The organism is Cellulomonas flavigena DSM 20109 (genome assembly GCF_000092865.1).
Taxonomy (GTDB): Bacteria; Actinomycetota; Actinomycetes; order Actinomycetales; family Cellulomonadaceae; genus Cellulomonas; species Cellulomonas flavigena.
Genome location: NC_014151.1, coordinates 3,014,090 through 3,027,071, shown reverse-complemented (window position 1 = coordinate 3,027,071; position 12,982 = coordinate 3,014,090). Strand labels below are relative to the sequence as shown.

Genomic DNA, 12,982 nt, shown 5'->3' with positions numbered 1-12,982 from the left:
GCTCCCAGGTGCTCGTTACACTCGCCGAGGAGCACGTGAACAACGTCACAAGTGGGGTGGCAAGGGTGGTCGCAGCGGTCGATGACGCGGACGTCATCGTCGTCGGCGCCGGCCCTGCCGGAGCGTCCACGGCCTTCCACTGCGCGGCCGCCGGGCTCGACGTGCTGCTGCTGGAGAAGGCCACCTTCCCGCGCGACAAGATCTGCGGCGACGGCCTGACGCCGCGCGCGGTCGCCGAGCTCGTGCGCATGGGCGTGCCGACGCGCGAGCAGGACGGCTGGATCCGCAACCGCGGCCTGCGGGTCATCGGCGGCGGGCACCGCCTCGAGCTGCCGTGGCCCGAGCTGTCGAGCTATCCCTCCTACGGCCTGGCCCGCGCCCGTACGTCCTTCGACCAGACGCTCGCCGAGCACGCCCGCGCGGCCGGGGCGAAGCTCCTCGAGAGCACGTCCGTCGTCGCACCGGTGCGTGACGAGCGCACCGCACGCGTCGTCGGCGTCCGCGCCCGGGCCGTCGCGCGCGACGGCCGCCGCACGGTCGACGCGGGCGACGAGGTCGAGTACCGCGCCCCCGTCGTCGTCGCGGCCGACGGCGTCTCCGCGCGCCTGGCGACCGCGGTCGGGCGTACCAAGCGTGACGACCGTCCGATGGGTGTCGCCGTGCGGACCTACTTCCGCACGCCGCGCCACGACGACCCGTGGATGGAGTCGCACCTCGAGCTGTGGGACGGCGCCCCCGGGCGGTCCAACCTCATGCCCGGCTACGGCTGGATCTTCTCCCTCGGGGACGGCACGGCCAACGTCGGGCTCGGCTCGGTCAGCTCGACGGCCGCTGCCACCAAGGTCGACTACAAGGACCTCTTCGCGCGCTGGATGGCGAACGCCCCGGCCGAGTGGGAGTTCACGCCCGAGAACCAGGTGGCCCCCGTGCGCGGCGCCGCCCTGCCCATGGGCTTCAACCGCGGTCCGCTGTACGCCGACGGGCTGCTGCTCGCGGGCGACGCGGCCGGCATGGTGAGCCCGTTCAACGGCGAGGGCATCGCGTACGGCCTGCAGGCCGGGCGGGTCGCGGCGGACGCGATCGCGCAGGCCCTGGCGCGCGGCTCGGCCGCCGGACGCGAGCGCGCGCTCGCGTCCTACCAGCAGCGCATGAAGGACGACCTCGGCGGGTACTACACGCTCGGCCGGGTGTTCGTGCGGCTCATCGAGCACCCGCAGGTGATGCGGCTGTGCACCCGGTACGGGCTGCCCCGGCCGCTGCTCATGAAGTTCGTCCTCAAGCTGCTGTCCGACTGCTACGAACCGCGCGGCGGCGATCTCGTCGACCGCGTCATCTCCGGGCTCGCACGGTTGGCGCCGGACGCATGAGGCGACGAGCATGACCCACGGCACGCAGGGCCGGCACCGCCGGTCGTCTTCGACGAGGAGGACCGCTCGATGAGCAACCCGTACGTCCCGCTCCTGGTGATGATCGGGATCGCGGCCGTCCTCGCCCTCGGTGGCGTCGGCGCGAGCGCGATCCTCGGGCCCAAGCGCTACAACCGCGCCAAGCTCGAGGCCTACGAGTGCGGCATCGAGCCCACGCCGCACGCGATCGGCGGCGGGCGCTTCCCGATCAAGTACTACCTGGTGGCGATGACCTTCATCGTCTTCGACATCGAGGTCGTCTTCCTCTACCCGTGGGCCGTCGGCTTCGCGGAGCTCGCGACGTTCGGCCTCGTGGCGATGATGGTGTTCCTGCTGATCATCACGGTCCCGTTCGCGTACGAGTGGAAGCGCGGCGGCCTGGAGTGGGACTGACGCCGCACCCCGCGCCGGCCGTGTCGACGACGCCGCGCCCACTGACGACTTCACCGAGGAGGGACTGACATGGGGATCGAGGAAGCGCCCTCGGGCTTCCTGCTGACGACGGTCGAGGACCTCGTCGGGTACTTCCGCAAGGCCTCGCTGTGGCCCGTGACCTTCGGGCTCGCGTGCTGCGCGATCGAGATGATGGCGGCCGGCACCAGCCGGTACGACATCTCGCGCCTCGGCATGGAGGTCTTCCGCGCGTCGCCGCGCCAGTCCGACCTCATGATCGTCGCCGGGCGTGTGAGCCAGAAGATGGCCCCGATCGTCCGCCAGGTCTACGACCAGATGGCCGGGCCGAAGTGGGTGCTGTCGATGGGCGTGTGCGCGTCCTCCGGCGGCATGTTCAACAACTACGCGATCGTGCAGGGTGTCGACCACATCGTCCCGGTCGACATCTACCTGCCCGGCTGCCCCCCGCGCCCCGAGATGCTGCTGCACGCGATCCTCGCGCTGCACCAGCAGATCCAGGACGAGCCCCTCGGCGTCAACCGCCAGGAGGCCGCCCGCAAGGCGCAGGAGGCCGCGATGGCCGCGACCCCGACGTCGCACATGACGGGACTGCTGCGATGAGCGACGAGAAGACCACCCCGCCCGAGGGTGGGCCGGAGAAGGGCACGAAGCCCGAGGCCGTCGGCACGCCCCGCGAGGACGCGACGACGCCCGGTGCCGACCGACCGGTCGAGGGCGACAAGGCGACCGCCGAGAAGGCCGACGCGTCGGCCGCCGTCAAGCCCGGCGAGCCCGCCCCCGCGGGGACGCAGCGCACGAGCGCCGCCGCTCTCGAGGCCGGCTCCCAGAACGTGCCCGCCGGTGTCGAGCCGGGCGCCCGCACGCCGCTCGACGTCGTCGACGTCCGCACCGGCCTGTTCGGGGTGAGCGGCACGGGCGACACCTCGGGCTTCGGCGGTCTCGTCCGCACGATCGCGATGCCCGGGCCGAGCGAGCGGCCCTACGGCGGCTGGTTCGACGAGGTCGTCGACATCCTCACCGAGGTGCTCGACGAGTCCGGCACGGGCTTCGCGAACGCCGTCGAGTCGGTCGTCGTCGACCGCGGCGAGCTCACGCTGAACGTCGCACGCGAGCACCTGGTCGAGGTCGTGCAGCAGCTCCGGGACGACCCCGACCTGCGGTTCGAGCTGTCGCTCGGCGTCTCCGGCGTGCACTTCCCGCACGACGCGGGACGCGAGCTGCACGCCGTCTACCAGATCGTCTCGGTGACGCACGGCCGCCGTCTGCGGCTCGAGGTCGCCGTCCCCGAGGGCGACCCGCACGTCCCGTCGACGACGGCGGTGTACCCCGCCAACGACTGGCACGAGCGCGAGACCTGGGACTTCTTCGGGATCGTGTTCGACGGGCACCCCGGCCTCGCGCGCATCCAGATGCCCGACGACTGGCCGGGCCACCCGCAGCGCAAGGACTACCCCCTCGGCGGGATCCCGGTCGAGTACAAGGGCGCGACCATCCCGCCCCCGGACCAGCGGAGGTCGTACAGCTGATGACCACCTCGCAGACCCCTCACGCGACCCGGCCCGTCTCCCAGGACGAGACGCAGGGCGTGCCCTCGTTCGAGGCCTCCGGCGGCGACTGGTCGGAGATCGCCGAGGAGGCCGCACGCCTCGGCGAGGAGCGCATCGTCGTCAACATGGGCCCCCAGCACCCGTCGACCCACGGCGTGCTGCGGCTCATGCTCGAGATCGACGGCGAGACCGTCACCGAGGCCCGTGCCGGTATCGGCTACCTGCACACGGGCATCGAAAAGAACATGGAGTTCCGCACCTGGACCCAGGGCGTGACCTTCTGCACCCGCATGGACTACGTCGCCCCCCTGTTCCAGGAGGCGGCCTACTGCCTCGCGGTCGAGAAGCTCCTGGGCATCACGGACGACGTCCCGGAGCGCGCCAGCGTCATCCGTGTGCTGATGATGGAGCTCAACCGCATCTCGTCCCACCTGGTCTTCCTCGCCACGGGCGGCAACGAGCTCGGCGCGACGACGATCATGATCCTCGGCTTCACGGCCCGCGAGGAGATCCTCAAGATCTTCGAGATGGTCTCCGGGCTACGCATGAACCATGCGTACATCCGCCCCGGCGGCGTCGCGCAGGACGTGCCCCCCGGCGCCATCGACCAGGTGCGCGAGGCGATGACCAAGGTCCGCGGCTACTTCACGCAGCTCGAGGACCTCATGCTCGCCAACCCGATCCTGCAGGCGCGCATGAAGGAGGTCGGCGTCCTCAGCCTCGCCGCCGCCATGTCGCTGGGCGTCACCGGCCCCCTGCTGCGCGCGACGGGCCTGCCGTACGACGTCCGCAAGACGGACCCGTACTGCGGTTACGAGACGTACGACTTCGACGTGCCGACGCAGGAGGCCTCGGACTCCTGGGCGCGCCTGATCGTGCGCATCGAGGAGTGCTACCAGTCGATGCGGATCGTCGAGCAGTGCCTCGAGCGGCTCGCGACGCCCGGGCCGGTCATGGTCGCGGACAAGAAGGTCGCATGGCCCGCGCAGCTCGCCATCGGCACGGACGGCATGGGCAACTCGCTCGACCACATCAAGGAGATCATGGGCACCTCGATGGAGGCCCTGATCCACCACTTCAAGCTCGTCACCGAGGGCTTCCGCGTGCCGGCCGGCCAGGTGTTCCAGACCGTCGAGCACCCGCGCGGCGAGCTGGGCGTGCACCTGGTGTCCGACGGCGGCACCAAGCCGTACCGGGCGCACTTCCGCGACCCGTCGTTCAACAACCTGCAGGCCGTCTCGATGATGTGCGAGGGCGGGCAGGTCGCCGACGTCGTCGTCGCCGTCGCGTCGATCGACCCGGTGCTGGGAGGGGTGGACCGCTGATGTCCGTCGAGCACGCGGGCGCAGCTGCGCCCCACGACCACGGGCGCGCCCCGGGCGCCCGGCACGCGACGGGGTACGACGACGCGACGCGCGCGCGGCTGACCGCCGACGCGCAGGAGATCGTCGCGCGCTACCCGCAGGCGCGCTCGGCGCTGCTGCCGATGCTGCACCTCGTGCAGTCGGAGGACGGCTACGTCAGCCCGCGCGGCATCGCGTTCTGCGCGTCCGTGCTGGGCATCTCGACGGCCGAGGTGTCGGCCGTCGCGACGTTCTACACGCAGTACAAGCGCCACCCCAACGGCACGTACACCGTGGGCGTGTGCACCAACACGCTGTGCGCGGTCATGGGCGGCGACGCCATCTGGGAGGAGCTCAGCGAGCACCTCGGCATCGGGCACGACGAGACCACCCCGGACGGGGCGATCACGCTCGAGCGGGTCGAGTGCAACGCGGCCTGCGACTACGCCCCCGTGGTGATGGTCAACTGGGAGTTCTTCGACAACCAGACCCCCGCGTCGGCCGTCGACGTCGTCGACCGGCTGGCCGCCGGCGAGGCGGTCGCCCCGACCCGCGGGGCCTCGTCGGTGTGCACGTTCAAGGAGATGAGCCGCGTGCTCGCCGGCTTCCCCGACGGGCGCGCCGACGAGGGCGTGGGCGCCGGCGAGCCGACCGTGCGTGGCACGCGTCTCGCGCGCGAGCGCGGCTGGACGGCGCCGTCGTACGACGCCGCCGAGCGCGCCGCGGCCACGGCCACGGCCACGCACGGTGTGCCCGCCGCGGGCGAGGAGCAGTCGAGCGCCGACCGTCCTGTGACGGCACCCGCCGACGTCTCGCCAGCCGGCGAGCAGCGCAAGCAGAAGTCCGACGACGCGAAGGAGTCGTGATGACGACCCTGACCCCCGTGCTGTCCGCGCACTGGGACGCGGACCGGTCCTGGAAGCTCGCGCGCTACGAGGCCGACGGCGGCTACCGCGGCCTGCGCAAGGCGCTGACGATGGCGCCGGCGGACGTCGTGACGACCGTCAAGGACTCCGGCCTGCGCGGACGTGGCGGTGCCGGCTTCCCCACGGGCATGAAGTGGGGCTTCCTGCCCGCGCCCGACGGCGGCCCGCGCTACCTCGTGGTCAACGCCGACGAGTCCGAGCCGGGCACCTGCAAGGACATCCCGCTGATGATGGCCAGCCCGCAGGAGCTCATCGAGGGCGTGATCATCACGTCCTACGCGATCGGCTGCCACCACGCGTTCATCTACGTGCGCGGCGAGGTCGTGCACGTGTACCGCCGGCTGCTCGAGGCGGTCCGCGAGGCGCGCGAGGCCGGGTACCTGGGCACGGACATCCTCGGGTCGGGCTTCGACCTGGAGATCACGGTGCACGCCGGTGCCGGTGCGTACATCTGCGGCGAGGAGACGGCACTGCTCGACTCGCTCGAGGGCCTGCGCGGCCAGCCGCGCCTCAAGCCGCCGTTCCCCGCCGTCGCCGGCCTCTACGCGCGGCCCACGGTCGTCAACAACGTCGAGTCCGTGGCGTCCGTGCCCGGGATCATCGTCGGCGGCGCCGACTGGTTCACGTCGATGGGTACCGAGCGCTCCGCCGGGCACGGCCTGTTCTCGCTCTCGGGGCACGTCACGCGGCCCGGGCAGTACGAGGCGCCGCTGGGCATCACGCTGCGCGAGCTGCTCGACATGGCCGGTGGGGTCCGTGAGGGCCACGAGCTGAAGTTCTGGACGCCCGGCGGGTCGTCGACGCCGATCTTCACCGCCGAGCACCTCGACGTCCCGCTCGACTACGAGTCGGTCGGCAAGGCCGGCTCGATGCTCGGCACGCGCGCGCTGCAGATCTTCGACGAGACCACGTCGGTCGTGAAGGCCGTCTCGCGCTGGATCCAGTTCTACAAGCACGAGTCGTGCGGCAAGTGCACGCCCTGCCGCGAGGGCACCTTCTGGCTCGCGCAGGTCATGGCGCGCCTCGAGGCGGGTCAGGGCACGTCGGCCGACATCGACCTGCTGCTCGACCTGTGCGACAACATCCTGGGCCGCGCGTTCTGCGCGCTCGGCGACGGTGCGACGAGCCCCGTGACGAGCGCCATCCAGTACTTCCGGGAGGAGTTCGAGGCGGGCACGCACACGCCCGCCGACGTCCTGTTCCCGCCCGAGCGCAGCTCGCTCTTCGACTACACGCCGCGTCGCAGCACGCAGCTGGCGGGGGTGCACGCATGACGATCACGACCCCGAAGGGCACCGACACCACACCGCTGGTGCCGGCCGCGCCCCCGACCCCTGCGCCGGAGCCGACGGACACCGTCACCTTCTCCGTCGACGGCATCGAGACGAGCGTGCCGAAGGGCACGCTCGTCATCCGCGCGGCCGAGCAGCTCGGCATCCAGATCCCGCGCTTCTGCGACCACCCGCTGCTCGCGCCCGCCGGTGCGTGCCGCCAGTGCCTCGTCGAGGTGTGGGCGCCCGGCCGCGACGGCAACCTGGCCAAGATGCCCAAGCCCCAGGCGTCCTGCACGCTCGAGGCCACGCCGGGCATGCAGGTGAAGACGCAGCACACGTCGCCCGAGGCCGACAAGGCGCAGCACGGCGTCATGGAGCTGCTGCTCATCAACCACCCGCTCGACTGTCCGGTCTGCGACAAGGGCGGCGAGTGCCCCCTGCAGAACCAGGCGATGAGCAACGGTCGCGCGGCGACGCGGTTCGTCGACGTGAAGCGCACGTTCCCCAAGCCGATCGCGGTCTCGACGCAGATCCTGCTCGACCGGGAGCGCTGCATCCTGTGCCAGCGCTGCACGCGGTTCTCCGAGGAGATCGCGGGCGACGTGTGGATCGACCTGCAGAAGCGCGGTGCGCAGCAGCAGATCGGCACGTTCGACACCGAGGTCCTCGGGTTCGCGGGCGACACCCCGGTGGGAGCCTCGACGCTCGACACGAGCGGCCGGCCGTTCGCGTCCTACTTCTCCGGCAACACCGTGCAGATCTGCCCGGTCGGCGCGCTGACGTCGGCCGCGTACCGGTTCCGTTCGCGGCCGTTCGACCTCGTGTCGGTGCCGTCCGTCGCGGAGCACGACGCCAACGGCTCGGCGATCCGCGTCGACCACCGGCGCGGCGTCGTGCTGCGACGGCTCGCGGGCGACGACCCGGCCGTCAACCAGGAGTGGATCAGCGACAAGGACCGCTTCGCGTTCCACTGGCAGTCCGCCCCGGACCGCATCACGACGCCGCTCGTGCGCCGTCGGAACGCCGACGGCACGCGTGGCGAGCTGGAGCCCTGCTCGTGGACCGAGGCGCTGGACACCGCCGCCGAGGGCCTGCGCGGGGTCGCGACGGGCGTGCTGCCCGGCGGCCGCCTCACGCTCGAGGACGCCTACGCGTACGCCAAGCTCGCGCGCACGGTCCTCGGCACCAACGACGTCGACCACCGCGCGCGCCCGCACTCGGACGAGGAGGAGGCCTTCCTCGGCCACCACGTCGCGGGCCGCACGCTGCAGGTCACGTTCGGCGACCTCGTCGCGGCGCCTGCGGTGCTGTGCGTCGGGTACGAGCCGGAGGAGGAGGGCGGGATCCTCTTCCTGCGCCTGCGTGAGTCGGTCGTCAAGGGCCGCACGCGCGTGTTCTCGGTCGCGGCCCTGGCGAGCAGGGGCCTGGAGCGGCTCGACGGCACGCTGCTGGCGGCCGCCCCGGGCACGGAGCCCGAGGTGCTCGACGCCATCGCGACCGGCGCGGACGACGTGCTGGGCGACACCGCCGAGGCGCTGGCCGCCGAGGGTGCCGTGATCCTCGTGGGGGAGCGGGCCGCCACGGCGCCGGGCGCCCTCAGCGCGGTGCTGCGCCTGGCGCAGCGCACCGGTGCCCGCCTCGCGTGGGTCCCGCGGCGTGCGGGCGAGCGCGGTGCGGTCGAGGCCGGCACGCTGCCGACGCTGCTGCCGGGCGGGCGCCCGGTGGCCGACGCGTCGGCCCGCGTCGACCTGGCCGCCGTGTGGGGCGTCGACGACCTTCCGGCCACCCCCGGGCGCAGCGCCGACGAGATCCTCGCGGCCGCGGCCGACGGGACGCTCGGCGCGCTGCTCGTCGGTGGCGTCGAACCGGCCGACCACGCCGATCCCGTGCTCGCACGCAGGGCGCTCGACACGGTGCCGTTCCTCGTCTCGCTCGAGGTGCGGCGCAGCGAGGTCACGGACCGCGCGGACGTCGTGCTGCCCGTGGCGCCGCCGGTCGAGAAGGCCGGCACGTTCGTCTCGTGGGAGGGGCGCCCGCGCCCGTTCCCGCAGGCGCTGACGACCACCCATCTGTCGGACTTCCGCGTCCTGGACCGGCTGGCCGACGCGCTCGGCGCCGACCTGGGCCTGCGGGCGCTCGCCGACGTGCACGCCGAGCTCGACCAGCTCGGCGGGTGGGACGGAGCGCGCGTCCCGGCCCCGGTGACGCCGGCGGCCGAGCCGCCCGCCGTCCCCCCGGGGCACGCGGTCCTCGCGACGTGGCACCAGCTGCTCGACGCGGGTCGCCTGCAGGACGGCGAGCCGTACCTCGCGGGCACCGCGAAGCAACCGGTCGCGCGGGTCTCGGCCGTCACGGCCGAGGCGGCAGGGCTCGTCGACGGCGAGCACGTCACGGTGAGCACCGACCGGGGCACGATCACGGCGCTCGTGCGGGTCACCGACATGGCCGACCACGTGGTGTGGCTCGCGACCAACCCGCGCGGCGGCGCGGTGCGGGACGTGCTGGGCGCGGTCGGCGGCGCGGTCGTGCGGCTCGCGCCGGCGGGTGGCGGCGAGGTCGCCCCCACCACCGCGCAGGCCGACGAGCGGCTGAGCGGGGACGCCGCGGAGGCCGTCGCCGGCGTCCGCGTGGACGAGGAGGAGCGGGCATGAGCGTGCTGGTCACAGCACTGGGCGCGGTGCCGTCCGCGGTCGGCGACGGCGCGGTCGCGCCGGTCACCGCGGACTTCAGCCAGGACGTGTTCTGGGTGTGGCTGCTCAAGGCCGTCGCGATCATCGTCTTCCTGCTGACGAGCGTGCTCATCGCGATCTGGTTCGAGCGCCGCGTCGTGGGACGCATGCAGCTGCGGCCGGGTCCGAACGTGCACGGGCCGTTCGGTCTGCTGCAGTCCCTCGCCGACGCGATGAAGCTCCTGGTCAAGGAGGACATCACCGTCAAGGCGGCCGACAAGCTCGTCTACATCCTCGCGCCGATGATCGCCGTGCTGTGCTCGCTGCTCGTCTACGCGGTCATCCCGTTCGGCCCCGAGGTCAGCATCTTCGGCGTCGTGACGCCGCTGCAGCTCACGGACTTCTCGGTCGCCGTGCTCTACATCCTCGCGTGCGCCGCGGTCGGCGTGTACGGCATCGTGCTCGGCGGCTGGTCGTCCAACTCGACGTACCCGCTGCTCGGCGGCGTGCGCTCCACCGCCCAGGTCATCTCGTACGAGCTCGCGATGGGCCTGTCCCTGGTGAGCGTGTTCATCATGGCCGGGTCGATGTCGACGTCCCAGATCGTCGACTCCCAGACGCAGGTCTGGTGGTTCCTGCCGCTGCTGCCGGCGTTCGTCATCTACGTCATCTCGATGGTCGGCGAGACGAACCGTCTGCCGTTCGACCTGCCCGAGGCCGAGGGCGAGCTCGTCGGCGGCTACACCACCGAGTACTCCTCGATGAAGTTCGCGTGGTTCTTCCTCGCCGAGTACATCAACATGCTCAACGTCTCGGCGGTCGCGACCACGCTGTTCTTCGGCGGGTGGCGCGCCCCGTGGCCGATCTCGGCGATCAACGACGGCATGTTCAACACCGGCTGGTGGCCCGTCCTGTGGTTCGTCGCCAAGGTCTGGCTGTTCATGTTCCTCTTCGTGTGGATCCGCGGCTCGGTGCTGCGCTTCCGGTACGACCAGTTCATGAAGATCGGCTGGAAGGTCCTCATCCCGGCCGCGCTCGGGTGGGTCGTGTGCGTCACGCTCGTGCAGGCGGCGCGCCAGCTGTGGGACGTCGACCTGCGCACGCTGCTGTTCGTGCTCGCAGGGCTCGTCGCCGTCGGCCTCGTCGCGTCCTTCCTCGTGCCGGAGAAGAAGCCCGAGCCGACCCCGGAGCCCACCGGCCCGCAGGAGTTCGACCCCTTCGCCGACGGCTACCCGGTGCCGCCCCTGCCCGGTCAGGTGCTGCCCCCGTCCCCCCGTGCGGCCCGTCGCCTCGCCGCGACGGACGCCGGCGACCCGTCCGGACCCGAGACCCCGCTGGAGGTGCGCGGTGGCTGAGCAGCGCAAGAAGAAGCCTGCGCCCGGTGCCGACGTGCAGCGCACGCGCACGGGCGGCGAGGTCGACCGCCCGGCGCAGGGCTACGAGTCGCTCATCGAGAAGCGCTCGGGGCTCAGCGAGCTGCTCGCGCCCGTCGCCGGGTTCGGCGTCACGTTCGCGAACATGTTCAAGCCGACGGTCACCGAGCAGTACCCGCGCGAGCAGGTGCCGACCAAGCCCCGCTACCACGGCCGCCACCAGCTCAACCGGTACCCCGACGGCCTGGAGAAGTGCATCGGCTGCGAGCTGTGCGCGTGGGCCTGCCCCGCGGACGCGATCTACGTCGAGGCCGACGACAACACCCCCGACGCGCAGTACTCGCCGGGGGAGCGGTACGGCCGCGTCTACCAGATCAACTACCTGCGCTGCATCTTCTGCGGCCTGTGCATCGAGGCGTGCCCGACGCGGGCGCTGACGATGACCAACGAGTACGAGCTCGCGGGCCCCACGCGTCCCGGCATGATCTGGGAGAAGCAGGACCTGCTGGCCCCGCTGCGCTCGGGCCAGCTCGCGACGCCGCACCCGATGGTCGAGGGTTCGTCGGACACCGACTACTACCGCGGCGCGGTCACGGGCGTGACCGAGGACCAGCGCGCGTGGGTCGCGGAGCACCGTCCCGACGACCCGACGCTGCCGGAGAACGCCGCGCAGGGGGCGCAGGTCCCCGACCTGGGGGAGACGCGCCTCGCGCAACGTGCGATCACGGCGGCCGCGCACCGCCAGGGGGGTGCCCGGTGAGTCTCGTCCTCTCCGTGCTGCCGGCGGCCGCCGGCGCACTGACCGACGCCGGCCGGACGAGCACGGCCGAGGCCGTGCTGTTCTGGACGCTCGGCCCGCTCATGGTGCTCGCGGCACTCGGCCTGCTGCTGGCCCGCAAGGCCGTGCACGCGGCCCTGGCGGTCATCTTCATCATGATCTCGCTGGCGTTCCTGTACGTCGCGCAGGGGGCGGAGTTCCTCGGCGTCGTGCAGGTGGTCGTCTACACCGGGGCCGTGATGATGCTCTTCCTGTTCGTCCTCATGCTCGTCGGCGTCGACCGCTCCGACTCCCTCGTGGAGACCATCCGCGGGCAGCGCTGGATCGGCCTGCTGGCGGGCCTGGGTCTGGGCGTCGTCCTGGCAGGAGTCGTCGGCCGCGCGACGTACGGTGCGCCGGAGGGGCTCGCGACGGCGAACCAGCCGTCGAACCCCGAGGCCGTCGCGCACGTGATCTTCGGCCAGCACGTGCTCGCGATGGAGGTCGTCGGCGCCCTGCTCGTCACCGCGGCGCTCGGCGCCCTGGTGCTCACGCACCGCGGCCGGCTCGCACCGCGCGTCACCCAGCGCGAGCGCGCCGAGCGGCGCCTGCGCGACGGTCAGCACCCGGTGTCGTTGCCGGCGCCCGGCGTCTACGCCCGGCACAACGCGATGGACGTCCCGGCGCTGCTGCCCGACGGCACACCGCTGGAGTCCTCGGTGCCGCGCGTGCTGCGCGTCCGCGGCCAGGAGGCCGACGCGCGCGAGTACGCGGCACGCATCGACCGCGTGCTGGCCGGCGGCTGGGCCGTCGGTGCCGGCACGTTCACGTCCGACGACGAGTACCAGGGCGACGAGCACGGGCGGATCGCCGGCGGCGTGGTCGTGCGCGACACCGACGCGCAGGAGGCGACCGCCGACCCTGAGGCGCTCTCTGCTGCCGAGGCCCCGACGCACGACGAGGAGGCGGGCCGGTGAGCCTGACCCACTACCTGGTGCTGGCCGCGATCCTGTTCGCGATCGGTGCCACGACGGTCCTGCTGCGGCGCAACGCGATCATCGTGTTCATGGGCGTCGAGCTCATGCTCAACTCGACGAACCTGCTGCTCGTGACGTTCTCGCGCCTGCACGGCAACCTGTCCGGCCAGGTGCTCGCGTTCTTCGTCATGGTCGTCGCGGCAGCGGAGGTCGTCGTCGGGCTCGCGATCATCGTGACCATCTTCCGGACCAGGCGCTCGGCGTCGGTCGACGACGTCAACCTGCTGAAGAGCTGA

The 12,982-nt window shown here is 72.4% G+C and carries 12 protein-coding genes; all 12 read left to right on the top strand.

Annotation, left to right across the window (positions count from 1 at the left end; all coding sequences use genetic code 11):
- Positions 1–65: 65 nt before the first annotated feature.
- The 12 genes from CFLA_RS13740 (at position 66) to nuoK (ending at position 12,982) form a co-directional block, all read left to right on the top strand.
- A complete protein-coding gene (locus tag CFLA_RS13740; RefSeq protein ID WP_043599077.1) occupies positions 66–1,367 on the top strand; it encodes a geranylgeranyl reductase family protein in 1,302 nt (433 codons plus the stop codon).
- A 69-nt stretch (positions 1,368–1,436) separates the two neighbouring features.
- A complete protein-coding gene (locus tag CFLA_RS13735; RefSeq protein ID WP_013117934.1) occupies positions 1,437–1,799 on the top strand; it encodes an NADH-quinone oxidoreductase subunit A in 363 nt (120 codons plus the stop codon).
- A 69-nt stretch (positions 1,800–1,868) separates the two neighbouring features.
- Positions 1,869–2,420, top strand: coding sequence for a NuoB/complex I 20 kDa subunit family protein (locus tag CFLA_RS13730; protein ID WP_013117933.1), 552 nt, complete (start codon positions 1,869–1,871; stop codon positions 2,418–2,420).
- Positions 2,417–3,346, top strand: a complete 930-nt coding sequence (locus tag CFLA_RS13725; RefSeq protein WP_013117932.1) for an NADH-quinone oxidoreductase subunit C — start codon at positions 2,417–2,419, stop codon at positions 3,344–3,346. The genes CFLA_RS13730 and CFLA_RS13725 overlap by 4 nt, the downstream gene beginning before the upstream one ends.
- A complete protein-coding gene (locus CFLA_RS13720) occupies positions 3,346–4,692 on the top strand; it encodes an NADH-quinone oxidoreductase subunit D (RefSeq protein ID WP_013117931.1) in 1,347 nt (448 codons plus the stop codon). The genes CFLA_RS13725 and CFLA_RS13720 overlap by 1 nt, the downstream gene beginning before the upstream one ends.
- Positions 4,692–5,576 carry an NADH-quinone oxidoreductase subunit NuoE gene (gene nuoE, locus CFLA_RS13715; RefSeq protein WP_013117930.1) on the top strand — a complete coding sequence of 295 codons (885 nt, stop codon included), beginning with the start codon at positions 4,692–4,694 and terminating at the stop codon, positions 5,574–5,576. Before CFLA_RS13720 ends, nuoE begins: the two co-directional genes overlap by 1 nt.
- The gene (nuoF, locus tag CFLA_RS13710) at positions 5,576–6,910 is read left to right on the top strand and encodes an NADH-quinone oxidoreductase subunit NuoF (protein ID WP_013117929.1); all 1,335 of its coding nucleotides are present in this window, start codon (positions 5,576–5,578) and stop codon (positions 6,908–6,910) included. The genes nuoE and nuoF overlap by 1 nt, the downstream gene beginning before the upstream one ends.
- Positions 6,907–9,561 carry an NADH-quinone oxidoreductase subunit G gene (locus CFLA_RS13705; protein ID WP_013117928.1) on the top strand — a complete coding sequence of 885 codons (2,655 nt, stop codon included), beginning with the start codon at positions 6,907–6,909 and terminating at the stop codon, positions 9,559–9,561. Before nuoF ends, CFLA_RS13705 begins: the two co-directional genes overlap by 4 nt.
- On the top strand, positions 9,558–10,934 hold the full coding sequence (gene nuoH / locus CFLA_RS13700; RefSeq protein WP_013117927.1) for an NADH-quinone oxidoreductase subunit NuoH: 1,377 nt from the start codon (positions 9,558–9,560) through the stop codon (positions 10,932–10,934). The genes CFLA_RS13705 and nuoH overlap by 4 nt, the downstream gene beginning before the upstream one ends.
- On the top strand, positions 10,927–11,712 hold the full coding sequence (nuoI, locus tag CFLA_RS13695) for an NADH-quinone oxidoreductase subunit NuoI (RefSeq protein WP_425358341.1): 786 nt from the start codon (positions 10,927–10,929) through the stop codon (positions 11,710–11,712). The genes nuoH and nuoI overlap by 8 nt, the downstream gene beginning before the upstream one ends.
- The gene (locus tag CFLA_RS13690) at positions 11,709–12,686 is read left to right on the top strand and encodes an NADH-quinone oxidoreductase subunit J (protein ID WP_013117925.1); all 978 of its coding nucleotides are present in this window, start codon (positions 11,709–11,711) and stop codon (positions 12,684–12,686) included. The genes nuoI and CFLA_RS13690 overlap by 4 nt, the downstream gene beginning before the upstream one ends.
- Positions 12,683–12,982: an NADH-quinone oxidoreductase subunit NuoK gene (gene nuoK, locus CFLA_RS13685; protein ID WP_013117924.1), complete on the top strand. Its 300-nt coding sequence runs from the start codon at positions 12,683–12,685 to the stop codon at positions 12,980–12,982. The genes CFLA_RS13690 and nuoK overlap by 4 nt, the downstream gene beginning before the upstream one ends.